Source organism: [Leptolyngbya] sp. PCC 7376, from assembly GCF_000316605.1.
Lineage (GTDB): Bacteria > Cyanobacteriota > Cyanobacteriia > Cyanobacteriales > MRBY01 > MRBY01.
This window is the reverse complement of record NC_019683.1, coordinates 1,704,297-1,729,958: the sequence shown is the minus strand read 5'-3', so window position 1 is coordinate 1,729,958 and position 25,662 is coordinate 1,704,297. Positions and strand designations below refer to the sequence as shown.

The 25,662-nt window shown below is 44.2% G+C and carries 25 protein-coding genes; 8 read left to right on the top strand and 17 right to left on the bottom strand.

The annotated features are described in order from the left end of the window. Nucleotides 1–26: 26 nt before the first annotated feature. From LEPTO7376_RS23355 to LEPTO7376_RS07700, 4 genes are all read right to left on the bottom strand, one after another. Nucleotides 27–779 (bottom strand): leucyl/phenylalanyl-tRNA--protein transferase, encoded by a 753-nt coding sequence (locus tag LEPTO7376_RS23355; RefSeq protein ID WP_015133647.1) that lies wholly within the window; start codon nucleotides 777–779, stop codon nucleotides 27–29. Between the two features lie 19 nt (nucleotides 780–798). Then, nucleotides 799–1,347 (bottom strand): 16S rRNA (guanine(966)-N(2))-methyltransferase RsmD, encoded by a 549-nt coding sequence (rsmD, locus tag LEPTO7376_RS07715; protein ID WP_015133646.1) that lies wholly within the window; start codon nucleotides 1,345–1,347, stop codon nucleotides 799–801. 9 nt (nucleotides 1,348–1,356) lie between these two features. Further along, nucleotides 1,357–2,892: an AAA family ATPase gene (locus LEPTO7376_RS07710; protein ID WP_015133645.1), complete on the bottom strand. Its 1,536-nt coding sequence runs from the start codon at nucleotides 2,890–2,892 to the stop codon at nucleotides 1,357–1,359. A 382-nt stretch (nucleotides 2,893–3,274) separates the two neighbouring features. Beyond that, nucleotides 3,275–4,186 (bottom strand): FTR1 family protein, encoded by a 912-nt coding sequence (locus LEPTO7376_RS07700; protein WP_015133643.1) that lies wholly within the window; start codon nucleotides 4,184–4,186, stop codon nucleotides 3,275–3,277. A 435-nt stretch (nucleotides 4,187–4,621) separates the two neighbouring features. Between LEPTO7376_RS07700 and LEPTO7376_RS07695 the strand changes: the two genes are divergently transcribed. Beyond that, a complete protein-coding gene (locus LEPTO7376_RS07695; RefSeq protein ID WP_015133642.1) occupies nucleotides 4,622–6,277 on the top strand; it encodes an AAA family ATPase in 1,656 nt (551 codons plus the stop codon). A 63-nt stretch (nucleotides 6,278–6,340) separates the two neighbouring features. After that, nucleotides 6,341–7,951, top strand: coding sequence for a serine/threonine-protein kinase (locus LEPTO7376_RS23350; protein ID WP_015133641.1), 1,611 nt, complete (start codon nucleotides 6,341–6,343; stop codon nucleotides 7,949–7,951). Between the two features lie 328 nt (nucleotides 7,952–8,279). On the opposite strand, the gene LEPTO7376_RS07685 is transcribed toward LEPTO7376_RS23350, so the two are convergent. Together LEPTO7376_RS07685 and LEPTO7376_RS07680 are read right to left on the bottom strand one after the other, a co-directional pair. Next, nucleotides 8,280–8,552: an MSMEG_0570 family nitrogen starvation response protein gene (locus LEPTO7376_RS07685; RefSeq protein WP_015133640.1), complete on the bottom strand. Its 273-nt coding sequence runs from the start codon at nucleotides 8,550–8,552 to the stop codon at nucleotides 8,280–8,282. 166 nt (nucleotides 8,553–8,718) lie between these two features. Next, nucleotides 8,719–8,919: a hypothetical protein gene (locus LEPTO7376_RS07680; RefSeq protein WP_015133639.1), complete on the bottom strand. Its 201-nt coding sequence runs from the start codon at nucleotides 8,917–8,919 to the stop codon at nucleotides 8,719–8,721. Between the two features lie 123 nt (nucleotides 8,920–9,042). Here LEPTO7376_RS07680 and LEPTO7376_RS07675 point away from each other — a divergent pair, with 123 nt between their 5' ends. Further along, nucleotides 9,043–9,564, top strand: coding sequence for a hypothetical protein (locus LEPTO7376_RS07675; RefSeq protein WP_015133638.1), 522 nt, complete (start codon nucleotides 9,043–9,045; stop codon nucleotides 9,562–9,564). A 76-nt stretch (nucleotides 9,565–9,640) separates the two neighbouring features. Here LEPTO7376_RS07675 and LEPTO7376_RS07670 read toward each other — a convergent pair whose 3' ends face one another. From LEPTO7376_RS07670 to LEPTO7376_RS07650, 5 genes are all read right to left on the bottom strand, one after another. Further along, nucleotides 9,641–10,612, bottom strand: a complete 972-nt coding sequence (locus tag LEPTO7376_RS07670; protein ID WP_015133637.1) for a sll0787 family AIR synthase-like protein — start codon at nucleotides 10,610–10,612, stop codon at nucleotides 9,641–9,643. A gap of 6 nt (nucleotides 10,613–10,618) precedes the next feature. Beyond that, nucleotides 10,619–11,131, bottom strand: coding sequence for an MSMEG_0567/Sll0786 family nitrogen starvation N-acetyltransferase (locus LEPTO7376_RS07665; RefSeq protein ID WP_041765266.1), 513 nt, complete (start codon nucleotides 11,129–11,131; stop codon nucleotides 10,619–10,621). 95 nt (nucleotides 11,132–11,226) lie between these two features. After that, the gene (locus LEPTO7376_RS07660; RefSeq protein WP_015133635.1) at nucleotides 11,227–12,312 is read right to left on the bottom strand and encodes an MSMEG_0568 family radical SAM protein; all 1,086 of its coding nucleotides are present in this window, start codon (nucleotides 12,310–12,312) and stop codon (nucleotides 11,227–11,229) included. A gap of 68 nt (nucleotides 12,313–12,380) precedes the next feature. Continuing rightward, nucleotides 12,381–13,415: a Nit6803 family nitrilase gene (locus tag LEPTO7376_RS07655; protein ID WP_015133634.1), complete on the bottom strand. Its 1,035-nt coding sequence runs from the start codon at nucleotides 13,413–13,415 to the stop codon at nucleotides 12,381–12,383. 265 nt (nucleotides 13,416–13,680) lie between these two features. Continuing rightward, on the bottom strand, nucleotides 13,681–14,163 hold the full coding sequence (locus LEPTO7376_RS07650; protein WP_015133633.1) for an MSMEG_0572/Sll0783 family nitrogen starvation response protein: 483 nt from the start codon (nucleotides 14,161–14,163) through the stop codon (nucleotides 13,681–13,683). Between the two features lie 469 nt (nucleotides 14,164–14,632). Between LEPTO7376_RS07650 and LEPTO7376_RS07645 the strand changes: the two genes are divergently transcribed. The 5 genes from LEPTO7376_RS07645 (at nucleotide 14,633) to LEPTO7376_RS07625 (ending at nucleotide 19,316) form a co-directional block, all read left to right on the top strand. Further along, on the top strand, nucleotides 14,633–15,862 hold the full coding sequence (locus tag LEPTO7376_RS07645; RefSeq protein WP_015133632.1) for an MSMEG_0569 family flavin-dependent oxidoreductase: 1,230 nt from the start codon (nucleotides 14,633–14,635) through the stop codon (nucleotides 15,860–15,862). Between the two features lie 164 nt (nucleotides 15,863–16,026). Further along, a complete protein-coding gene (locus LEPTO7376_RS07640; RefSeq protein ID WP_015133631.1) occupies nucleotides 16,027–16,845 on the top strand; it encodes a DUF6602 domain-containing protein in 819 nt (272 codons plus the stop codon). A gap of 313 nt (nucleotides 16,846–17,158) precedes the next feature. Then, nucleotides 17,159–17,725 carry a Uma2 family endonuclease gene (locus LEPTO7376_RS07635; protein WP_015133630.1) on the top strand — a complete coding sequence of 189 codons (567 nt, stop codon included), beginning with the start codon at nucleotides 17,159–17,161 and terminating at the stop codon, nucleotides 17,723–17,725. Nucleotides 17,726–17,823: 98 nt separating this feature from the next. Then, nucleotides 17,824–18,621: an AraC family transcriptional regulator gene (locus LEPTO7376_RS07630; protein ID WP_015133629.1), complete on the top strand. Its 798-nt coding sequence runs from the start codon at nucleotides 17,824–17,826 to the stop codon at nucleotides 18,619–18,621. Nucleotides 18,622–18,767: 146 nt separating this feature from the next. Next, complete coding sequence (locus LEPTO7376_RS07625; RefSeq protein WP_015133628.1) at nucleotides 18,768–19,316, top strand: YbhB/YbcL family Raf kinase inhibitor-like protein; 549 nt, start codon at nucleotides 18,768–18,770, stop codon at nucleotides 19,314–19,316. Between the two features lie 22 nt (nucleotides 19,317–19,338). On the opposite strand, the gene LEPTO7376_RS07620 is transcribed toward LEPTO7376_RS07625, so the two are convergent. The 6 genes from LEPTO7376_RS07620 to mazG all read right to left on the bottom strand — a co-directional run bounded on the left by LEPTO7376_RS07620 (nucleotide 19,339) and on the right by mazG (nucleotide 25,572). Then, a complete protein-coding gene (locus tag LEPTO7376_RS07620; protein WP_015133627.1) occupies nucleotides 19,339–20,466 on the bottom strand; it encodes a LuxR C-terminal-related transcriptional regulator in 1,128 nt (375 codons plus the stop codon). Between the two features lie 139 nt (nucleotides 20,467–20,605). Then, entirely contained in the window at nucleotides 20,606–20,998 is a 393-nt protein-coding gene (locus LEPTO7376_RS07615; RefSeq protein WP_160148411.1) for a hypothetical protein, read from the bottom strand. A gap of 75 nt (nucleotides 20,999–21,073) precedes the next feature. Then, nucleotides 21,074–22,039: a protein translocase subunit SecF gene (gene secF, locus LEPTO7376_RS07610; RefSeq protein ID WP_216700311.1), complete on the bottom strand. Its 966-nt coding sequence runs from the start codon at nucleotides 22,037–22,039 to the stop codon at nucleotides 21,074–21,076. Nucleotides 22,040–22,108: 69 nt separating this feature from the next. Then, nucleotides 22,109–23,512: a protein translocase subunit SecD gene (gene secD / locus LEPTO7376_RS07605; RefSeq protein WP_015133624.1), complete on the bottom strand. Its 1,404-nt coding sequence runs from the start codon at nucleotides 23,510–23,512 to the stop codon at nucleotides 22,109–22,111. Between the two features lie 27 nt (nucleotides 23,513–23,539). Continuing rightward, the gene (locus LEPTO7376_RS07600) at nucleotides 23,540–24,523 is read right to left on the bottom strand and encodes an alpha-ketoacid dehydrogenase subunit beta (RefSeq protein WP_015133623.1); all 984 of its coding nucleotides are present in this window, start codon (nucleotides 24,521–24,523) and stop codon (nucleotides 23,540–23,542) included. 236 nt (nucleotides 24,524–24,759) lie between these two features. Beyond that, nucleotides 24,760–25,572, bottom strand: a complete 813-nt coding sequence (gene mazG / locus LEPTO7376_RS07595; RefSeq protein WP_015133622.1) for a nucleoside triphosphate pyrophosphohydrolase — start codon at nucleotides 25,570–25,572, stop codon at nucleotides 24,760–24,762. Nucleotides 25,573–25,662: the final 90 nt, after the last annotated feature.

Below are 25,662 nucleotides of genomic sequence, written 5' to 3'. Positions count from 1 at the left end.
AAAACAATATCTTGAACCGTAACTTTTTATCTTTTATTGCGTTTTAGCTTTTGCAGGATTTCATCAGTATCTAATGTTAAAGCTGACCAAGTTGGTGTGGGGCGATCGCCGTCAGTTTTCCAACGCTTTAAAAAAGTCTCACGATTAATGACAATCGCTCCCAACGATTCTTTGTAGGGTATCGGCATTCCCAAATCCCAAAAGGCAAATTCACTTTCTGCAAGAATTAAGCCTAATACAGCTAGCTGCACAGAACCCGAACCATTTTGAGAATGAAAACCAGCAAGACTCGTATAAATTGCCCCTGTTGTATAGCCGATTTCGCCAGCAACAAAATTATCGCCATCATAAATTTCGATGGAGTGAAAAGAGACTCCTACCATTGGATTTTTGTGGAGAGAAATTAACGCGTCACATAACGGTTTAATAAGCCAAGTATCGGGATGGTAGTGGATGACAACACGATTTAAACACTCTGAAAAATTTCGATCAATATGAAATGTTAATGTGCGAGCATAACGTTTAATTTTGCGCGAAATATGTAGATTTTCAAAGTCTAAAATACACCGTTTTTGATGGGATTTAATTAAGAGAATGGGTCTATCCTGGGCGATTTCTCCCATAGGCATATAGCCATGGGCACAAGCTTCTGCAATAAAGCCCGGTTCCAAATCTAGTGCAACACAAAATTCGCCATTACGATGCTCAACCAACTGCGGTACATGGGGTAAAAGTCCACGGTCGAGAATTACTGGATACCAACCATCAATCCATTTCATTCGCTAGTTTATATATCCTCTATTTTTCGTTTTCTGATAACTGGTAAAAGGCGATCGCCGTCTTACCATAATTTTTATCTTTAAACTTTTCTAATCCTTCTAGTTCGATGGGCTGCCAAAGTTTTGGGTCATATTCCACAGCCATTTCGCCATTCGAGTTTAGTAAGTCTAAGGCGATCACTTTTTCGAGCACAGGTTGATAAAACTTAGCTGCATACGGCGGATCAAAATAAATCAAATCGAAGCGATCGCCACCCAGAGATTCCATTCGTTTTAGAACGTCACCTTTTAGCACCTGGAAAGTTTGATCGTCCTTCGCTACTTTCTCCCAATTTTCATTAATGATGCGACAGGCACGGGGATTTTTTTCGATACCGACTGCTTGCACTGCACCACGACATAAAGCCTCTGCCCCCATCGACCCAGAACCAGCACAAAGATCGAGCCATCGGCAGCCCTGCACCTGCCCTTGCCAAATATTAAAAATCGCTTCCCGCACTTTCGCCAAAGTGGGACGGGTTAGCTCCCCCGCAAGGGTTTTAATTTGTCGATTTCCGTAAATACGCATTCTCGAATTTTAGCGTGCTGACACAAATCGTTCTGAGGCGATCGCCCGCAATTTTTCCACATCTTCTTTCCGCGAAACAGAAAGGGGAACTGTATTTTTAATTTGCTGAATGAGACTGCCTGTCTCCAGCTTTTTTTGCTCATAGAGAGATTGATACAATCCTGCGATGATCGCCTGTTCAATTTCTGCGCCACTAAACCCTCTTGCTGCCGTGACTAGGGCCTTTAGATCAAAACTTTTTATGTCTTGGTGGTGGCGTTTCAGGTGAATCGTAAAAATAGCTGCCCGTTCTTGGGTATTGGGTAAATCCACAAAAAAGATTTCATCGAAACGTCCTTTACGCAAAAGTTCTGGCGGCAATTGCAACAAATCATTCGCCGTCGCCACAACAAAAACCTCTTGGGATTTTTCCTGGAGCCACGTCAAAAACGAGCCGAATAAGCGCAAACTTAAACCACCATCTCCATCACTGCCACCGCCAAAACTTTTTTCTATTTCATCAATCCACAACACCGTAGGTGCCATCGATTCTGCGAGCTTAATCGCCTGCCGAAAATTCTTTTCTGACTCGCCTACATACTTGTTATAAAGTCGTCCTGCGTCTAGTTTTAGCAAGGGTAAATGCCACTGTTGCGCAATTGTTTTCGCCGCCAGAGACTTACCGCAACCCTGTACCCCCACAATCAAAATGCCTTTCGGTGATGGTAAATTCACTTCCCGCGCCGCTGCACTAAAGCCCACTTTTGCCTGATTGAGCCACCGCTTTAACCCGACAAAACCGCCGAGCATCGCTTTATTTTCTTCGACAGGGTACAGCTCCAAGAGCGATTCTTCCTTAAGGATTTGCGCTTTACGGTGAATCACTTTCAAAATGTCGTCGCGATTCAACTCGCCATCAATTAACGCAGCATAGGCGATCGCCTGCCGAGCCTGTTTGAGCGTCATCCCTGAGAGCGCATGGACAAAATCATTCAGATCTTCACCCTGCAAACTAATTTTGAGCCGATAACGATGCTTCAGTTCCCGCATCATTTCCGAGAGCGTTTGATAGAGTTCATCCTCATCCGGTAACCCGAGCTCAAAATACACCGCATCGTGAGCAATACTTTTCGGGAGAGTAATCGATTCCCCCGTCAGAACAAATGCTGAGCCCATCAAACTATAGGCATCGGCTAAATCTCGCAACTCTCGCAAAACCTTTGGATCATCGAGATCAGACGAAAAATCTTTTAACCAAAAAATTCCGGCTCGCTCCATACCTCGAATATATTTCAGTGCATCGAGAGCCTCGACTGTATTTTCAAAAGGCACTGCTTGATTAACCGATGGGCGGGCATATTCATTAGTGCGGGGTGCATATTTTGTGCCAGGAGTCGTCGCTAGACCAAGATTTGTCGTCCATTCAAACAACGGTGTTTTCAGCTCCTTTGTTACCGCTTTCAGAAGGTCTGCAACCCGTTCTTCTTCAACAGTTTCCATGACAATAATCGGATGGAAAGACCGAATAAACGTTTTGAGAGCATGGATATTTTGGAGAAGGCTCATTGCGGCGATACTCTACGAGCGGCCCTACAGATAATTTTGATAAATTGAACGCAACTCGGTTGGCGTTTTAGCATTATAAATACTGGCCTCAACAGTTTTGAGCGCATGGAGGCTGCTCACTCGCTGAATTTCCAAAAAAAGCAGGATCGAGTCTTGGGGAAACTTGATGTCTAGTCCATGACGAATTTGGTTCAATAGAGCGCGACGTACGCCCTTGTTGATACCTCTTTTTTCTAACTTATTAAATCTAACCATGAGCTTCTAAATCGCACGCCCTAAGTAATTAACAATTCAGATAGTTTGATCTTACAAGCTGTTTTTAGTTGCGGTTAAAGTTTGGATTCGGATTTAACCAAATTCAATGTTTCATAAAGGTGAAGCCCTAAGATTTTGATCTAGCGAATAGTCCCAAACTATTCAGGTAGAGTGTTCCGACGGACACGAGAAACAAAACATAGGCGATCGCCTGGGCAAGATAAAGTGTTTGACGATAGCCAAATAACGTTTTTAGGACGATGCCGGGAAACTGTGTTTCAGGCAAAAAACTAGAGCCATCCCAAACCTGAATTCCCAGAACGCAGGACGGCGCGGGAGAAATACACAAGGCTTGATATTGAGTCTGAATATGGGCAAAAGCTGCTAATCCCACATCAACATGCTTCAAAACGCCAACTACTAAACCAGCAATAATCAGCAGCAAAAACACACCCATAATTTGAAAAAAGGCGCTGATATTAATACGTACACCCAAAGCAAAGAGAGCAAACCCCATGATCGTTGCCACGGACAAACCGCCAATAGCACCGAGACCCGGCATCAGCCAACCTGACTGAAATTGCGCCACGATAAAGACCACTGTTTCAAAGCCTTCTCGCAGTACAGCAATAAATATCACCCAAAATACAGCCCAACCTGCCGTCCCAGTTTCAGCGAGTGCCGCTTGAATTGCGCCCTCCATATCTGATTTCAGCGATTTTGCCTGGCGGGTCATCCAGATCAACATCCAACTCAACATGGCGATCGCCACCACCCCGAATCCCCCCTCAAGCACTTGCCGAAAAACAGGCGTATAAAGCCCATCGCCAGAAGAAACTCCAGACAAAATCCCCCACAAACCCCAACCCACGAGAATACTTGCCGCGATCCCGGCGGCCACACCACCATAGACCCAACTTTTTAACTGGGGCTGCTCCGCTTTGTAGAGACAAGCAAGCACAATTCCAACCACAAGAGCCGCTTCAAACCCTTCTCGTAAAGTAATAAAAAATGTAGGTAACGCTGCACTAATTCCCATAGATTTCCCGTTGACAAGATCACAATATTGATCCTAAAAGATTTTTTAATAGAAGACAGCCCAGCCCCTCGCCACATCCTAAATACCAAGCAAAACACCTAGTTTTACACCATTTCCACACTTATGTATCAAAGGATACATATAAGCAAAACATATGTGAATGATAGGTATCTGCAATCTATACAGTGATCGCCGACACATCTCTAAGGGGGTTTAACGGTGAAATATGCCAATACTTACATGAGTCATGCTCAGAATGTTTTCTAAGCGATTTCCTCGAAAAAACCTTGAAATTCATATAGTTCATAACTTTCTATATAAGTCTAGAACCCATAGAAAAATCTCGATACACTGCCAATAAGGCATCTTAGTGTTGGCAAAGGCTCACTTGTCAACACTAAGGTATGCTCTGCTGATCACCCCTGTTCTTGTTTTATGACCAACACAACTTATCTCAAATTTTGCGTTTGGCTATGTCAACGATCAGGGAAACCAGCCTTAGGGGGACTTGAGCAAAAAATTCTTGCGGAAGCCCTTGCAGGGAAAAAGCTCAAAGACATTGATATAGAGGGGTTTTCATCCCATTATATTGGCCGGGTTGTCGCGCCAAATCTCTGGAAAACCCTTAGCGATTGTTGTGAACAGCGGGTCGGAATTCGTCGACTCAAACTGGTTCTCGACCAAACTTATAGTCAGCTAACCCCCAGCGAACGGACAGGGATTTTAGCAGTACCCACGAAAATCAACCTTGATGATAAGGGTACAGATCCGCAAGGACAACCAGAACAATCTGGACTATATGACAGTAGTCCTTGTCCAGTTGTTAAAGATGAACTTTATAACCATGAATCCACGTTTTCTACACTTAAGCATCTCATCGAAGAAAATTATCATTCGCTGATTTTTGTATACGGAGCAGTGGGAATTGGCAAAACGTCTCTGGTGAGTCAGTTATTGACAGACTTTGTGCGTATTCCAGTTGTCTGGTGCAACTTGAGTGAGCAAGATAAGTTTGAAGAAAATATCGCCTCCATTCGCAATTATTGGGATTTTCCAGTTTCTTCCAGCGGGGCGATCGCCTCATTATGTGATTACTTGCAGCAGCATCCTGTTTTATTGGTGTTTGACCAATGGGAATCGCTCTTCGCTGAAGATGAATTATCTGGGACATATCAGCAGCAACATCAGCAATATGCTCAATTATTAGACGAGCTAGCAAAGCGATCTCTTGCTGGCCGAGTGATGGTTTTGAGCAGCACAATCACCCCATCGATGAAAACGCTTAATGTGGCCGAAAAATTAGTCGTTAATTTCCAAATTCCAGACCTCAATCACGACGAAGCGAAAAAGATTTTGCGGGAATATGACATTAAAGATCAAGAACTCTGGCTAGGTTTTATCCGTACCTATAACGGTAACCCCCTTCATTTACGTCTACTCTGTAGTGCAATTCGGGAGTGGCATGGTGCTTCGATTGCTAGGTTTCAGCAGCAAAATACAGTTATCGGTGGGGACACTCTGCGAGACATTTTGCGCCAGCTGACTGAGCCTGTGACAGAGTTTGAAAAAAAGATTTTAAACTGGCTCATGCTCTGGGGGCAGCCGATTAATCTACCGCAGTTACAGGATTATTTTGTTGATAAAGTCACATTTCCGACGCAGGTTTGGGATGCAATTCGTTCTTTAGAGCGGCGCTTTTTACTAGATAAAAGCAATAATACGGAGCTGCCTATTTTGAAGTTAAAGCCATCCATTCACCGTTATTTGATGCAGGAGTTTGTTCAAGGTTATTGTGAGGAATTATGGGTGGCGATCGCCGCGGGTTACGAGCTAGCCGAGCTTCGTTTACTTCGGGATTATCAGCTCATTATTAATGGCACGATGCCCAAAACAATAGAAACAGTTCCTCCAGTGATCGCCGCAATTTTAAAGGGGTTACGGCAAAAAAGTGGTAGTGATGATCGCCTAAATTTCCACCTCGATCAACTCACCTTAGCGACCCAGGCAAACCCAAGCCTCTGCCAACCCCACGGACTGTTTAACCTAAATCTTCTCAGTCAATCCGCAAACTTACTCGTACCATCCATCTGAATGCGATAGGTGCTCGTTCGCCTATAACAAAACTTCCTTTCCTCAAATTCGGAGGATCATGCCATGACCAGCGGCATACCTTGTTACTGCATTAATCCCCGCTGCCCAGACCGACAAAATCAATTTGGTTTTCAGCAGAAAGACTGTTTTGCTTGCGGTACGCCTTTGGTTATTCAGCCTCATAATCTGCTGCTGCGGGAACCGATCTATGGCTTCGGAGAGGATACGAATAGCGAAATTTTCACGGTAGAAAGTCTAAATTTTACTGGGGCTGATTATCCGCAACTGATCAAGATTTTACGGCCTAATGCGGGGGCGATCGCCGAACGACTTTTTCAGCAGGAAGGAGAAATCCTCAGCCAATTACGGGGTTATGCAGTGCCTAATGTTGAACCTCAGCCTTACTTTCAAGTAGCTTTTACTCACTCCCACACCAAGCGCCGCAAAGAATCTCTCCACTGTCTAGTAATGGAGCATATTCAGGGGCAATCCCTCGACAATCTTTTACAACAATCTGGCAAACTGCCAACGGCACAAGTTATTGATTGGTTACGCCAGCTGGCTCAACTTTTACTGACTATCCACAACCAAAATATTATTCACCGCGATATCAAACCTGCCAATATCATCGTCAGAGAACAAAAAGGGTTTCCCCATGGCGAATTGGTCTTAATTGATTTTGGGACAGCACGACGAAGTACGATCACCTATCTCGAAAAAGTAGCAGGCGATCGCCAAATGACACGGATTATGTCAGCGGGTTATGCCGCCCCAGAACAATGTCTCGGCAAGTACACCTTTCAATCGGATCTGTATGGGGTGGGTCAAACGATAATGCACCTTTTATCCGGCATTCATCCCTGCGACCAAAAATACGAGAACTTAGATTGGAAGACTCTCATTCCCCAAGCGTCTTTACGACGTTTGCTGTTACATCTCACTCAACCCCAACCGGAAAAACGAATCAAAAGTGCGGCTAGTTTGCTGAATGAAGTAAGTCGTATCATTAATCTCATCGACAGCCATCCTCTACAAGCCTGGTTTAGTCTTCATAAACGTCATGTTATGAAGGGTGCGGTGATCGCCTGTGGATTAACTTTTCTATTACCCATTAGCATCAAAACCGGAGCATCTCTGTTGCCTAGTGTCCAACTCAATGAAGCAGCTTTTGCAGCTTATGAATTAGGACAATATCGCAGTGCATTTTGGCTTTATTCTATGGTGCGAGATAAAAATGATCCTGATTACCATGCCCTTGCAGCCTATGGCATGGCGAGGTCACAAGAAGATCTGAACAATCACAATATAGCGATCACCTATTACAAAGAGGCGATCGCCCTTGGGAAAGATCAAAGTAAAGTCACTTGTCGCGCAACAGCGGATTTAGGCCATTTATTTCTCATGCGCGGTGACCAAAATAATGCACTAAATTATTTAAATCAGGCATTAAATTGCACCGATGAAGCTAAAACAAAAGCTGCTATCCAGCGTCATCTTGCAGCCATTCACCATGATGCAGGGCACAGACAAGCAGCTCAGTCTTATCTATCCAACGCTTTTGAGATAGACGATAGTCACACTATAGGTTTATGTTTGCAGCAATTATTTGATGAAGTGCACGGAAAAACCGCAGTACCCAAAAGCCCTGCGGTTGATTGCTTATTTTTTGAATAGCTTTAGCATTCAGCGAAGTAATGAAATGAAACTCCCTTTTGGCTCGGGTATAGAGCAGGCCCAGTGAGAGTCCAAGACCTGTTGCTTCTGAGAAATAATTGCGGAGGAAAACAATAGACAAACAGCAAAAAGCCAAAATAAATCATATTTGAGATGCACGATTTTACCTCGATAAATATTTGAATCCTTCTATAGATTCATCGGAGGATTTTGCGTGACTTATGCAGATTTTTCGAGACAAGAACAATTTTTACACCATAAACCTTTTTATGGTTCGGTGAGACTCTCGTCACCAGTGCAATCAAAAATCAATCGCCCTGCCAAACTTCTAAAGAATTTTTACTTGTGCCGCCGCCTCGTCAAATTGAACAGCCTTTGTTTCAATTTTTCGGAGTTGGGCGATCGCCATGGAACAGGGACTACCGTAACGTTGTCGGACTCTCTCGCTAGCGAGGTTTAATGATTCCTGCGATCGCCGCACAAAATCTTGGAGTTCATAGGTTTTGCCAGTTTGAAAATATTGATTCACGACGGTAGACGGCGAATAAAATTGCTCCTGTGAACCATCAGGCCAAACGATATCAAAGGTAACTTCGGGCATGGTTAGAACTATCTCCTGTCGATTGAGGGTGATGGCTGGGATGCTAAATCTAACACTAGTTTGAAGGGTCTCCATTTCCACTGTTGTAATAATGGGTACCTCTTGGTAATGGATGCGATGCAGAATAATTTTTTGTCTACTACATCAGTCTGCCTAGAGGCCAACACTACATTAAACTGGCGACAATAATCGTAACGACACATTTATCCTGCTGTTCAGCGGCCAATGATTCATAATCCTCGATCAAAATAAGGTATTGCTCAGCAGTAGTTTCATTTGCAAAACAAGCAATAAAGCCAACACTATTATCCGTAATCCTTCCACCAAGACCAATGGCAACCTGTCTTGCTTCTTGAAGTTCAATCATCACACTCTCGTCCCAATGAGAATCACATTATTTTTTGCATTCGATCTTCCCATAATCAACAAGGCTATCAAAGACGAAGTTTATACTTGTTACTATCGTTAATGCTAACGGTTACAACTGATTATGACTGTATTGTCAGAGCCATCAAAAGATTTACTGCGATATATTTTGTTAGACCAGCAGCCAGTCATTTGCCATGATGAAGCAACCTGGCGAAGGTTTATGAATGACGGTGATAATCTTCTCGTTGCCCATGATTTAGCTGGTCAATTTCAAGTTATCACAGTATTTTTGGGCTTTAATTATGGCACTGTCGATAATCCAAGATTTTTTCAAACCACTTGCTTAGGAGCCGATAGTGAAAAACACCCTCACTATTCACCAACATGGCAAAAAGCAGTTCTACGCCATCGATGTTCTGTAAAGTGCGGTGAACTTTTAACGGATTTTGAAGTTGAAAGAGCTGCTGGTATTGATCGTTCATGGGAATTTATTGACTGCAATATTGTGCCGGGAGAAATACAATTTCTATTGAAATCTGAAGCCGATGCACTCAAAGCTATGCCCAAGGACAAACATCATTGGCAGCGTCGAGGACGGATGATTGTTTTCTGTTTTAACACTGAGCTTAATGAAAGAGCATGAGAGCTATTCGTAATATTTGGAGTAGAGGCGATCACCATCTGACGGTTCAACTAAACATTATTTTTAGAATGACGAGTTAAATTTCTCCTGTAAATCCGGTGAGGGGGTTTTGGTTGAGATTCCAAAATTCTTGCGAGTCAGTGCCTAGTTTAAGGGCGAGAGAGTTTCCGGGATGTATCGTGGCGATCGCCTCTGCAACTAAACCAGCATTGTGAAATTCTACTCGGACGGCTTCAAGATTATCGGGATGCACACTGAGCAAAAATCCATAACTTGGAAAACTGAGCAGCCATTGCAAAAAATCTAAACCTTCCGGGCAAGGAATAGCGTCTAGATCTAAAGTTGCACCAACATTAGACGTTTCCAGCAACATCAAAGTTGTCCCAATAATGCCGCCCATACTCACATCTTTTCCTGCTCGACATAAGCCTGCTTCAGCTAACTTCGGTAATAAATCCCAGTGTTTTTGCAATGTTGCAGAATCGGTCATAATCGCAGCATCCCAGCAATAGGGAAGGTTGGGTCGTGGTTTTCCTTGAAAGTTTGTGACCAGTAATAGGCGATCGCCCACCTGAGCATCAAAGCTAGTAATTAAGGATTTGGCGCGACCGAGAATCGCCACACCCAGCGCATCATATTGACTGTGGGTATTGGTATGACCGCCGACAATGGGCACATTAAAACGCTCGGAAGCGGTCTGCATTCCCTGCCAAATTTGTTGGGCTTGGTCAGAAGATTGACTCCAAAGGGCATCCACCACGGCGATCGGCCGGCCACCCATGGCATAGATATCACTGACATTTACGAGGACACTGCACCAACCCGCAAACCAAGGATCCATCGCGATTAAATCGGATGACATTCCTTCTGCAGCCAATAGCAAATAGCCATCACCATCAGGAATTGCCGCGCTATCATCGCCTAACCGAATCGCTTGCTTATCAGCGGTAAATCGCGTTTGAAATTGTCGCGAAGCCACCTGAATATCTCGCTTATGGAGAATGCCTAAGGTTTGCCGCAACTCCGCAACTAACTCACCTAAATCCATCCGACTCTATGATGCTTGCCACATCGACAAGTCTAATTGGGGTCGCTCATTCTCAGCGGGGGGATAAAAGTCTAAATCTGCTTCCATTAAATGGTGGGGGCGATCGCAGATAGAGATTTCCTCTAGGGAATGCCAATGTTGTCGTTTAAAGAAGCGCACATTTTGGAGTTGGACCGTCGCCAAAAATTTTGTGCATCCCCATCCATGGGCTGTGGTCACTGCCTTGTAAATCAAGCCTTTGCCTAAACGGCCAGCCCGTCGATAATCCATGCTCACGCCCAAACGTCCGCCATACCAAACATTCGGTTCACTTTCATAGATGCGAACAATGCCCGCCACCTGATTGTTCATCTCGGTATCTAGCGCCACAATCGGAAACGCATATTGGTCAATGTCATCAATATCATGACCTGAAAAAATCTGTTGTTCTTCACAGAAAATTGCTCTGCGTACAGCGAAATAATCTCGGATTTCCTGTTCCGACTGCGCTAACTCAAATTGATATCGTGCTCTAGACATTTTCATACAATCTCCTTCTATGGTTTTTCAGTGAAGCCAAAGAGTTTTGCTCCCCCTAAATCCCCCTTCGAAAGGAAGACTTGGCCTTATAGCTTTTAGTTCTCAAAGGTTGATAGCGCCGAGCAAGCACCACATTTGGCGCAACCTGCTTTCATCTCGGCGGAAGAAATATTGGAGTCACGAATTAAAGCCCCAACTTTTTGATATAACGCAAACATGAAATCGGTATCCGGCGCTGGGTGATTGGCGAGGGGCGTATTGGAAATCGGCACAAACGGCACAACAAAGGGATAAACACCAATGTTTACAAGTTTCTCGCTGGCCTCGACCAAAGCATCAAAACTATCTCCCAAACCCGCTAAAAGATAAGTACTCACCTGTCCCCAACCGAAAACTTTCACGGCTGCTTCGTAAGCTTCGTAGTAATAAGACACTGGAACTTCCGCTTTACCCGGCATGATTTTGGCGCGAACTTCTGGTTCGACAGCCTCTAGGTGCATCCCCAAACTATCCACACCAGCTGCTTTCAATTTCTCGAACCACACAAAATCATCGGGGGGTTCACATTGCGCCTGAATCGGAATATCAACTGCCGCTTTGATGGCCGCCGCACATTTCGTGAGATAAGCCGCCCCGCGATCGCCTGAATTAGGAGTTCCGGTCGTCATGATGACCTGTTCAATGCCATCGAGTCTGACTGCGGCTTCTACAACTTCCGCTAATTGCTCTGGGGTTTTGCGGGCGATCGTTTGACCTGCATCTAGGGATTTTTCAATGGCGCAGAACTGACAAACAGTGGATTCATCGCGATAACGCATACAGGTTTGCTGCACCGTCGTCGCCAGAACATTTTTGCTGTGGAGTAAGGCAATCTTGTTGTAGGGAATGCCGTCAGCGGTTTTGAGATCGTAAAACTTTGGTGTACTGGGTAAAGAAACCTCTGCAATGTCTGTCTCATCTTCCTTGAGGGAAACGGTTTTTGCGGTCGGCTTTAGCTCAAGGTTGTAGGGCGATCGCCGGGCTGTTGAGTTGTAAATGGGAACCATCACCGTCGTACCATCAACCGTTACCGCGCGATGATCCGAAGGCCCTGCACCACCTTTGCGTCCCATTGGGGCTGTCGAGTCGACCAGTTGCAAACCCTTGGATTGGAGTTCTGTAATGAGACGCTGTTTATTCATTGCATTAAATTCGTTGGGTTAAATTTGTTCTGTTAAACAACCGAAATAGAAAAGTAAAATTCCACGACCTAGGTCAACGGCTGGAAATTAAATTCAGGTTTCTTTTGGGTGCCATTTTCAGAGGGGGGTTCTTCCGTGAGCGGCATTTCTGGCATCACCACTGGTGCGGCCGATGTCTGCATCGTTGACCAAGCCTGAGCGTTAAGTTGCAATTGCAGTAGGTCTGGACGGGCATAATGTCCCACCGAATCCATCATGCGTTTGCGCTTCGTAATCAACGAAAAATCTAATTCGGCGATCGCCAATCCTTCACCCTCACGAATGGGATCACAGAGATGCTTACCTTCAGGGCTAATAATGGCGGTATAACACCCACCACTGAGGGCTTTGTGCATCTTTTCGTTATCGGTGATTTGCAACTTTTGTTCGGGCGTTAGCCAACCGGTCGAATTAATGACAAAGCAACCCGATTCCAAAGCATGGTGGCGCATGGTCACTTCCATCTGATCGGCAAACACTTGACCAACCATCGAGCCGGGAAATTGACCACAATGAATCTGTTCTTGCTGAGTCATTAGGGCATAGCGCGCCAAGGGATTGTAATGCTCCCAACAGGCCAAAGCTCCTATACGTCCCGCTGCCGAATCCACAGTTTTTAAACCAGCGCCATCCCCCTGTCCCCAAACCATTCGTTCGTGGTAGGTCGGCGTAATTTTGCGACGCTTAAGAATGAGCTGTCCGTCGGCATCAAAAATTAATTGGGTGTTGTAGAGAGAGCCGCCATCCCGTTCGTTGACTCCCAGCACAACCACCATGCTGTGGGCTTTTGCGGCTTGGGCGATCGCCTCAGTGACTTTCCCCGGTACAGTTACCGCTTCCTCATAGAGTTTTAGATGGCTTTTCCCCATCAAAACTGGCGGCTCAATAAATGAAAAATAAGGATAATAGGGCACAAATGTTTCCGGGAAAACGATTAGCTCAACCCCTTCTGCCGCTGCTTCGGCGATCGCCCCGAGAACCTTTTCAGTTGTGCCATCCTGACTAAATAAAACAGGACTAATTTGTGCCGCTGCTGCACGAATCTTTCGAGAGTAATCGAGCATAATACCGCCACCAAATAAACATCAGAAATTTAATATGTCCTTCCTTGGGGAAGGTACCGAAGGCGGAAGGGGTTTCCGTGGGCTGCATACTCTATCGAAACCCACCCCTAACCCCTCCCAAGAGGGGAACTTTCAAGACTTATGCAAGAGAGCCATTTTTTTTACAAATCCCTCCTGAGGATTATTCGCGAACCACCCCTACATCGTTTGGGTATGTGTAGGGGCGTCGTCGAGATGCATCCTCGATCAATTTCGCGAGGCTGAATTACATCGTCCAAGTATCAAGAATGAATGCGCCATCTTTACGGTGCATTAGAACAATATCCAAAACATCAAGGGGATTGATCGGTGTAATTCCGGGAATTAGAGAAGGCTCACCATGACCGTACAGTGCCTGCAATGCAAAGCGGCAAGCATAAACTTTCGCGCCGTCAGCAATCAGTTTTTCGACACGATTATTCATTGCCATATGACCAGGGAAAGCCTCATCACCCAGCTTCGGGAAACCACGCTGAACACCGAGCGTAACACCGGGACCATAGAGCAATACAGAAGTCTCAAAGCCCTTTTTCATGAGACGACTTGCTTGCAACAAATTGACTAATCCAATAGACCCTTCAAATGCCACTGTGTGAAATGTAACAAGTGCTTTTTCACCAGGTTCTGCTTGAACATCTGGGAAAACTTTTTCCTCATAATCTACAAGATAATCACCAGCTTTGTAGGAGGGAAATTGTACCTCTGGCATGATTCTAAATTCCTAAAAAAATAAATTCTGTTGCGATTTGACCTCACTGTAGAAGTGAACTTTTCATTTTCTTGTATCAATTATCACAAATTACTTTTTTTACTACAAAATCACAGGCTTCAACATATTTCTATAGGTAATAATTCCTGGTCTAAACAAGTAAATCTATTGCAATTCTTTCTCTGTATCCCCACAGCAAAATTGCCCAACTCCTTTATAAATAGTCTCTCCAAGGTCAAATCGCATTAAATCAACAGGAACAAACACCATCTAAAGCATACCTATCTAAATCGATAGGCCGAAGCTATTAGCTACTACGAAATACTCTTTTTTTAGTTAGAAGCTGTAGATAAGAATAGACCTGAATATTTTGTATCAATAAGCACAAGAATTTCATTTTTAGGGCTTTAATGTTGAGCGTGAAAGGTCGAAATATAACGACATTGCCCATAGGTTGAGTGAAAGTTTTATGGATAGTCATTACTCAGTAATTATTGTTGGTGGTGGACAGGCAGGTTTATCGCTTAGTTATCTGCTGAAACAACAAAATATCCGTCACATTATCTTTGAAAAAAATAAGATTGGTCATGCGTGGCAAAATCAGCGTTGGGATTCTTTTTGTCTCGTTACTCCCAACTGGCAATGTCGTTTGCCGGGTTTTCCCTACGCTGGTGGTGATGACCAAGGTTTTATGCAGAAGGAGAAAATTGTCCAATATCTCCAAGACTATGTGGCATTTTTTAATCCGCCGATTCGGGAAGGGGTTGGCGTCACTCGATTAGCCCAGCGATCGCCCTCTGGTTTTGAAGTGACAACGAGTGATGGGGTTTATACCGCTGACCAAGTAGTGATTGCGACGGGAGGATATCATAAGCCAAAAATTCCGGCGATCGCCTCTCAACTGCCCGAAACGATCCAACAACTCCATTCGGTTAACTACAAAAATCCAGAATCTTTACCCGACAACATTTTGATTGTGGGAACAGGTCAATCGGGCTGTCAGATTGCCGAAGATCTTCACCTCGCAGGCAAAACTGTTCACCTTGCGACAGGTAGTGCGCCCCGTGCCCCTCGCCGATATCGCGGCAAAGATGTGGTGGAATGGCTGGAACTGATGGGCTATTACGATTTGCCGATTGATGAGCATCCTCAGAAAGATAAAGTGCGCCACAAAACCAATCACTATGTCACTGGCCGGGATGGTGGTCGCGAAATCGATTTGCGTAAGTTTGCCCTAGAGGGAATGAATCTCTATGGCCGACTCGAAACAATCCAAGATGGGCAATTCACCTTTGCAGATGATCTAAAAGCCAATCTCGATCAAGCCGATGCTACAGTTGCCCGCATCAAAAAAAATATTGATGACTATATCGAATCCAAGAATTTAGACGCACCAACAGAAGAGCCATATCAGCCTGTTTGGGAACCTGAAAATCCTTCCCAATCAATTGCCGTAAGTGATGTTGATGCCATCATTTGGTCTACCGGTTTTCACTTCAACTATGGCTGGGTTGATTTGCCCGCATTTGACGAGTTGGGTGAGCCAGTCCATGAACGCGGTGTTAGTGAATTAGATGGCTTATATTTCCTCGGCCTACCTTGGCTCTATACATGGGGTTCCGGTCGTTTCTCCGGCGTTGCCCGCGACGCTGAATATTTAGCTGGAAAAATCTCACAAAAAATTCCGGCGTTGTTTTAACTTTTGTCACTTCCATGAATATTACATTTATTAAAATCTAGAGAATATAATTTGTTAAATAATTGTGTTTTCAATCTTTTAAACAAAGGGGTTTTTAAAATACCTATTAAACTAGTGAAATATTCTCTTCATTGAGCTTATATATCATAAATGTCAGGTATTTCATGACTACAATTTCACAATTATTGAACAATATCGGTAGCGACTTAGTAACTGAGTTTGGACGTATCAAAGAGGCTGATCATCCAGGAGAAAAGGGTTCCATAGGAGAAACAACATCTCGGCAACGATTAGAAAAAACTCTTCCACAATATATTAAGGTCTCTACCGGTTTTGTATTAGATAGTTTCTCATCTAAATCCAGACAAATGGACATAGTTTTACATGAGTCTTCTTGCCCTTCGTTCGATCTAGGTGCAGGTGATGACTACTCTTATTTTCCATGCGAAAGTGTCGCTGCTGTTGGTGAAGTTAAAACCTCTTTAGGAAAAGATGAATTAGAAGATGCGTATGCAAAGATAGAATCAGCGAAATGCTTATCACGCAGTCTAGGTCGTAATTCTTACAGGAAGTATGGATCAACAGCGGCTATTATTGCAGACCATAGCAATTGTTTGGATCCGTCAAATATTCAATTTCAAACACTAGGCTTTATTCTATGTGGGTCTCTAAAGGTTAAACCAGATACAACATTATCTCACCTTGTTGAACTAGATCAAACAGTAGATCCTCATCATAGACCATCATTATTAGTTTCTATCAATCAAGGAATATTTGCCCGCGTGAGAGATAATCAAATAATCTTGGATGGTTATCAATGCCAGCAATGGGCTTATGTTAATTTTGAAGCCGATAATTTTTCGTATTTAGTGAAGACTTTAACAACACATATTACAAATGGAACAACAATCGCAGAGCAACCTATTTTACGATATCTACCACAATTTAATGAATTTGATGCAATCAGTATGATCGATTGCTAGATTTTTACTTGCTAAGGCGATTTTTTGCATGAGTTCTAAAAATAAATATCTTTCAATCTTTACAATAATCAACTCCTAATACTCCTACTAAATAATTGTTCAGCGATCGCCAAAGCTCCCTTAGTTTGAAGGAGATGGAGTTTTCGACGAAAAGCATTTCAGGAATATAGTGCGTTCCTACTGAGGGAAATCTTGATGAAAACAAGAGACTATTTTGCTTCGTACTGTATTTTGGGCGATCTGATTCTATGAAGAAAGTATTCCACAAGATTCTCTGCCACAATAGACATAGCTTTCATCGTAAAAAGTCATTATGATTGCTCTCTCCTCCAATCAGCCTTTAACGCCGGAAGAATATTTAGAGTTTGAGAAGACCAGCGAAATCCGTCATGAATATATTGATGGCGAAATCTATGCAATGGCTGGTGGCACAGGCAACCACAATATCATTTGCACCAACTTGCTCATCCTACTCAGAAGCAAACTGGGAGATTCGAGCTGCCGAACCTACATTTCAGACATGAAGGTCAACGTCAATGAAAGTAAGCGTTTTTTCCATCCAGATCTGGTAGTGACCTGCGACAAAACAGATGACCCAAAACTAAGCTACATCAACTTTCCCCGCGTAATTATTGAAGTCCTTTCCCCATCAACAGAGTCATTTGATCGTGGCAGCAAATTTGGGTTTTATCGCAGTATTCCCAGTCTTCAAGAATATATTTTGGTGAACGCTGATCGACATTTAATAGAGTGTTTTCGTCGTCAAAAACAAGATATTTGGTTACTACAAACCTACGAAGGCTCAGAGGCGATCACCCACATAGAAGCACTCGATATTAATGCGCCTCTTAGTGAAGTCTATGCAACAGTAGATTTCTAAATACATTTTTTACTTTGGCGATCGCCGCAACTCTCTTGCTTCAAATCTGATGAAATCGATAATCATGAAAGAAGAATTGATCAGGCAAATAAATCCATATGTCGGAAGCTAATCCCCTCTCGGATGTATCCGTCTTCACCATCACCCAAGCAACCGCCGCAACTTTTACAGACCTGTATTTCCAGTACACATTGCTCTTGTTTGTTCGGGTTGGCAGCAAAAAAGTTTTGTGCCCCATTAATGGCGAGTTGATTGGTAATGCAGATGATGTAATCGTTTTTCCGCCGGGAGCTATTGTTACTCTCGAAAATCGTCCGGTACTCAATGCTGGTTATCAAGCTGTGGGTATTTGCTTTCCACATCAGATGATTAAGGCAATTTTTGCGGATCAACAATCAAGAACAAAGCCTGTTGGCATCCAGATTTTGCAGAATATCTCAGACCAAGCCCTAGATATTTTGGACAAAGTTCAGACCATTCTTAATGATCAAAATCTGCCGCAACCGATTCGAGAACACCGCCTGTTAGAACCTTTGATTTGGCTGAAGTATCACGGCATTCACCTTTCACCTCAGGAAGAAGAGGAACCTTTAATGAGAGTCAGAAAACTGATTCAAACAAATTTAAGTCACCCTTGGCGATCGCCTGAAATTGCAGCTCATTTTTCTATTAGCGAATCCACCATGCGGCGTTGGCTATCAAAATCTGGTCTAGGTTTTGCCAAAACCCTCCACAATACAAGGCTTGAACATGGTCTGGCTCTTTTGCAAACTACCGATACTCCCATCTCGGCGATCGCCTTGAATTGCGGTTTTAATACGCCTTCCCACTTCTCTGATTCATTTAAACAAAGGTTTGGCATCAAGCCTAGTGAAATCCGCAAAGTAGAAGATTGAGCGTTTTTCGATAGTTTGTGGCTGATTCCTAGAAGTTCGCGGCGATCGCCCCTGATAAATTCAAAGAGTCCAGCAATTCCAATAGTTCGCAAGCACGGAATCGGTTTTGGACAAAAGATTATTTTGTATTTTAGGAAGGGCAAAAAATGCGCAACTCCCTCATCGCAATTGGATTTGGCCTCGTGACCAGCATCACATCTCCGGCGATCGCCCAAGAATTCACATTAACTAGTACCTCCATTTCCGAAGGCGAACAATTATCAAACGACTTTGTTTTTCAAGGCTTCGGCTGCGAAGGTGGCAACGAATCTCCCCAATTGTCTTGGTCTGACGCACCAGAAGGAACAAAAAGTTTTGCCATCACTGCCTATGACCCCGATGCTCCGACTGGCTCTGGTTGGTGGCACTGGAATGTAGTGAATATTCCCGCTTCTGTTAGCTCTCTCGATCAAAATGCCAGTGCAGAGCAGATATTGCCAATGGCAGCCCTCGAAATCAAAAATGATTTTGGAGTGACGGAATTTGGCGGGGCTTGCCCGCCTCCTGGTGAAGTCCATCGCTATATTTTTACGGTTTATGCCCTCGGCACAGAGCAATTAGAACTCCCAGAAAATCCCAGTAATGCCCTCGTCGGTTTTATGACTCGCGCGAATATGCTAGATAGCGCAAGCATTACAGCCGTTTACAATCGCTAATTTTTACGCCTAATCATCCCTCTTAAATAAGACCTTGAATTGCCGCTTGATAAATTGTTTGATAGCGGTTTTTCGCTTTGAGCTTGCCCATAATGCTGTTGAGATGAAATTTGACAGTACTCTCGCTAATAAATAATTGCTGGGCGATCGCCTTATCCCGTAGACCATCAGTCAATAACGTTAAAACCTGTCGCTCACGCTCCGACAGCAACGGTTTCTCATTTGCATTCAAATTTAGTCGTAAGTCATTGTTTGGATAGGATAACGTCAAAGTAACTTGGGTCATTTGTTGGGACGAAACCATCTGCACAGTCAGTTCACCATCCAGGTGTTTCCCTAAAAATTCCACCTCACCAAATTGCGATCGCCGCCATTGCTTAAATTGTGATTCATCCAGTTCTGGCAGCGAAATAATCCCTTCGAGGGTAACCGCACGATCGCCATAGGTGAGACGACAATACCCACATTGAAACTGATTGAGAATTTCCGTTGTCCGCAGCAAGAGATAGGCTAACCCCGTCGTGAGAGGCCGTTCGGTGCCAATTAATGACAGATTTGTGGCCGTTAATATGCCAGACAACACATCCGACAAAGGAGCATTATCAACCGCATTAGCTGCCGACGAATTCAGGCTCGGCGTAGAACGTTGGGCTTGTTGAGCTGCATCTACCGCAATGGTGACCGCCATACAGAGCACCTGTAAAACTTCCAAAAATTCTGGTACAAATGATTTCGTGCCAAAAGCCGCCAAAACGCCAATCACTTTATCCTGTCGCGCCAGAGGATACCCCGCAAATCCACGAATCCCATTGGCGATCGCCCAATCTCGATCCTTCACCCACCGCTCCGACGCCAAATTATTACTGAGAAACGGCATCCGGGTCGCCGCAATTTTCCCAACTTTGTAAGCACCGACAGGCACAAGGGCAAAATCCCCATCTGTACGGGTATGAAGCCCAGAGGACGAAACTAATTTCAACATTTGACCATCTGGTTCTGTCAGCCAAATCCGAGCAAAAACACATTGAAATTCTTGGATTAAAGCCTCAGTAATCGTCGTGGCGATCGCCGTGGTATCCAGACAACCAGAAATCCGCTGGATAACAGCATTGACTTTTTGTAAATCAAAAATGAGCTGAGCAGTATTCAAAACAGCACAGAATAAGCAATTCTATCCCTAAGCTATCAAGGGCGGGACATCGAGAAAGTCGATAGGGAACATAATGGCAAACAAATAAACCTTGCTGCCTTTTTTCTCAGCCCAAACCATATTTTCTGCAATGGCCAGTCTACTGAATTTTTTTCAATACTCGCCACAGCCAATGACGAGGATTTTCTGACATTTTTGTAGCTTGTTTTTCGAGACGGTAAATTTCTCTCGAAGACCAGCCATTCAATAATTTTTCGGAGTGCCACACCGCCACAGCACAGGTATAAGCAACACATAAAACCAGTGCCAAAGCGGCCATCGGATTATAGGCAAGACCATAACGTACACTGGCCCAAGTCAAATAATCACGCCACAGCGCAAGCTCTACTCTTAAAGTCCATGCCGCAAAAACACCGCAGGTCATCCAAAGAACTAAAACCATCAGCCAACGACTCACAATAATCGCTCGCATTAATCGGTTAGCAAGGGGACTTAGGGATTTTTGTCGTTCCTGTTTGCGGCGATCGCCCATGTCCATTCTTTCAATGACTTACCAATCACAAGTTTAACGCTTCAATTCTTTTGCGAATACCCGAAAAAGTCAGCTTTAGGCAGCTTCCGATACATCAACAGAATCACTTGTAATCACAGGAGGTTTACCATTACGACCACGCCACCATGCCAATAATGGTCCCGCGAGAAAAATACTGGAATAAGACCCCAATAAAAACCCGATAATTAAGGCAAGGGCAAAGAATTTTAGCGTTGCGCCACCGAACAAGAAAATCGCAACCAATGGCAACAATGTCGTCATGGTTGTATTAATCGAACGACCAAGGGTTTGCTGCACGGACAAATCAACAACTTGGTTAATGTCTCCTGCTTGATCCTTATCTAAATTCTCGCGGATGCGATCATAAATCACGACTGTATCGTTAACGGAGAAACCAATAATCGTTAACAGAGAAACTAAAAAGAGACTATCGACTTCCAGGCCAATCACTAAGCCGAACAACGAAAAGATACCCGTCGTAATCAAAACGTCATGGACTAATGCGGCGATCGCAATTAATGCATAATCAAATTTAAATCGAATACTCAGATAAACGATGATGCCAAAAAACGACACAATCAGCGCCAACATTCCCTGAATAAACAGTTCACGACCAATCGTCGGGCCAACATCATCAATCTGCACAGTCTCTTGGTCAAAGACACCGATTTCGTTGTTTAGCGCATCTTGTAAGGCAGTTCGCTGATCAAGCTCAAGTTTTTGCGTCCGAATGGAAAGATTCGTTTTGTCTTGCCCCAACACCTGCACACTACTTTTCCCGACATTTTGTGCCGTCAAAATCTCTTGCACATCAGCTGTATTAATCGGTTCATCACAATTGCCTTCAACGCCACAATCAAGGGCAATCTGAATTTTTGTGCCGCCAACAAAATCAATACTTGGCCTTAGGGGAGCCTGAATTTGCTGCTGCGAGACCAGCATAAAAATGACACTCGCAATCATGGCGATCGCCGAGAGAGACCACCAGAGCAGCCGTTGTTGTGTGACTTTAAATTTCAATTGCAGGCTCATCGACTTTACAGAAAATAACAGGGCAGACAAACAAACGATTCAGTGAATCTCAGCAAACTACTTCGTTGCATTCGGTGCAAACAAATTTGGATTTTGGCGTACCGTTGGTAAGCCCAAAACCGCGAGTAACATCAATGTGCGGCTACAGGTAACAGCGGTAAACATACTGACGGCAACACCAATTGCGAGGGTTAGTGCAAAACCTTTTACGAGACCAGAGCCGAGGAAAAAGAGTGCGCCACAGGCAATAAGCGTTGTGACATTACTATCGAGGATGCTGGAAAAGGCATTAAAAAATCCAGACTCGACAGAACGGTAAAGGGTATTGCCTTTATAAATTTCTTCCCGCGTCCGCTCAAAAATTAGGACGTTCGCGTCGACGGCCATCCCAATACTAAGAATAAAGCCCGCAATACCCGGTAATGTGAGCGTGACGCCAATCAAGGAGTAAGCTGCCATCGTCAAAATTGTGTAGACAATCAAGGCACAATCTGCGATTACGCCCGGTAGTCTGTAGTAGACAGCGACAAAGATCAGGACAAGAATGAGGCCTGCCAAACCAGCGTAAATACTACGACGAATGGACTCTTGACCGAGGGTTGCACCCACTGTTCGGTTTTCAACGACGGCAACGGGGAAAGGAAGCGAACCCCCTCGAATCTGAATCGCGAGATCACTAGCTGATTCTAAGTCGAAGCTACCGGAAATCGTCACATTATTACTAATCCCTGTCGCAGCGTATTCAGCACCAACAGTTGGGGCACTAATTAAAGCGTCATCGAGGAAAATACCAACGCTCCGACCCGTACCTGCCAGTTCCTTCGTAATCGTTGCAAAAATATCACTACCGTCACTATTGAAGTTAATAAAGACTTGCCAACCTGTACCGGATTGGAGAGGAGCGGGTTGGGCACTTGTGACATTTTCACCGGTCAAACCGACAGGGTCATAAAAACCCAAGATTGTTTCGTTAAGGCTGGCGATCGCCTCTTCGAGCTGATTAATCTCATCGACATTACCATCAGCATTTTCATCCTCGCGCAGGATCAAAACCTGAAGCTGTAACTGCTGTAACGTCTGATATTGGGTCGCAAATTCTGCTTCGGTACCTGGCCGTAAAGGGCGAAATTCTAGCTGGGCCGTACCACCAAGCACACGCTCGGCTTGTTCCGGATTCGTAACACCGGGGAGTTGAACCAAAACACGATCTGTACCCACCAACTGAGTAATTGCTTCAGCAACACCTAAACCATTAATCCGATTTTCGATGACGCGTTTCACTGCAGTGGTATCTGCTTCGGTCACCGCTCGGTCGCTATTCTCCGCAGGTTGCACCTGAATGGTTAGCTGTGCGCCACCTCGTAAATCAAGTCCGAGCTGAGGCGGCAAGGTCACCAAAATTGTCACGGCGATCGCCACAAGGAACAGGATCGCCACAATGACTAAGCGTTGTTTTTGCATAATGGTTTAGGTTAAATAAATTGTTGCCTAGACGTTATTTGCCATCATGTCTTGGACAGCTTGAACGATATTGTCAGGCTGAATGATGGTGAGGCGTTCGAGGGTGCCATTGTAAGGCGTTGGAATATCTTGGGAAGACAAACGTACCACTGGTGCATCCAGCTCATCGAAGAGTTGCTCATTGACTAATGACATTACTTCCGCTGCGACACCCGCAGTTTTCATACATTCCTCAACAATGATCACCCGATGCGTCTTCCGCACAGACTTGGCGATCGTCTCCATGTCGATGGGTTTTAAGGAAATCAAATCAATGAGCTCAACATCAACGCCTTGCTTTTCAAGAGTTTTAATCGCCTGGGTGCAATGGTGACGCATCCGAGAATAAGTCAAAATTGTGATGTCTTTACCTTCACGAACCAGTTCCGCCTTATCGAGAGGCACAACATAATCACCTTCAGGAAGATTTTCCTTAAGGTTATAAAGAAGAACATGCTCAAACATCAAAACTGGGTTGTTATCCCGAATTGCGGCTTTGAGCAAACCTTTCGCGTTGTAAGGCGTGGAACAAGCAACAATCTTTAGACCAGGAACCGCTTGGAAATATGCTTCGAGACGCTGAGAGTGTTCAGCACCGAGTTGACGACCCACACCACCAGGGCCACGGATTACCATCGGAATTTTGTAGTTACCACCGGATGTGTAGCGGAGCATCCCTGCATTGTTAGAAATCTGGTTAAAGGCAAGGAGCAAAAAGCCCATATTCATGCCTTCAATGATGGGTCGGAGGCCTGTCATTGCTGCCCCGACAGCCATCCCTGTAAAGCTATTTTCTGCAATCGGAGTGTCGAGTACCCGCAGATCGCCATACTTCTTGGCGAGATCCTTCGTTACTTTGTAGGAACCACCATAGTGACCCACATCTTCGCCCATGATAAAGACAGTTTCGTCGCGCGCCATTTCTTCATCGACGGCCTGACGTAATGCGTTAAAAAGTAAAGTTTCTGCCATTTGAAAGTAAGAGTTTTAAACCGATCGCAGCAAGTGACATCCTATCATTCCGACGACTTTCTGTGTCTAATCTTCTGGGTTTTTAGGTTTAGCATCAATAGCTAATTTTTCTCTTGATTCTGACGCTATAACAGATTGATTCCGATCAACCAGCGCAAAAATTACGGAATTAGTTTCTTTTTTGAGCAGTTTTCAGAAAAGTTTACGTGAGCATAAAGTGTTAGGACGATTAACCTTCATTGATTTAAATGGGATTTTGCCTGTTTCCAAAGCTCATCGAGTTCTCCAATTGAATAGTCTGTTAAGGGTTTATCTGCAAATTTTTCCATCATGGTAATCCGTTGCACTAGTCGCTGATTTGTACCATGCAGACCTTCGCTTGGATCCAGGCTATACCAACGCGCTAGATTCACAATCGTAAACAATAAATCGCCCAATTCCGCTTGCTGATGAGCTTTATTGTCCGTGGCTAAAGCTTCTCGAAATTCAGCTAATTCTTCATCAAATTTTGCCCACACATCCTCAATTTTTTCCCATTCAAACCCAGCTGCAGCAGCTTTTTTTGACATTTTCATGCTGGCCATCAGCGGTGGCAAAGTGGCATTATATCGATCTAATTTTCTACTTAATTTTTTTGCGAGTTCTACAGTCTCACCTTTTTCCTGAGCCTTGATTTCATCCCAATTTTGCCGGACTTCATCCACACTCGCCACAGCGACATCACCAAACACGTGGGGGTGACGACGAATTAATTTTTCACTAATGCCTTCCGCCACTTCTTGCAAGCTAAAATCGCCAGCTTCGTTAGCAATCTGGGCCTGCAATACCACTTGTAATAATAAATCACCCAATTCTTCGGCGATCGCCCCTTTATCTTCACTGCGTAGAGCATGGGTAACCTCATAAGCTTCTTCAATCACATAGGGAATTAGTGTTTGAGGCGTTTGGGCGAGATCCCATGGACAACCTCCATCCGGCGATCGCAGCTGAGCAACAACATCAATAAGATGTTCAAGGGCAGTCAAAATCGCAGCTGTTGGCTGAGTCATCACAAAAAATAGAGCGCAATAAAGTTCAGTTTAAAAATTGACAGAAAAAAGGCAGCTTTAACACTGCCCTAAAACCTTGTTTTGTTAAAT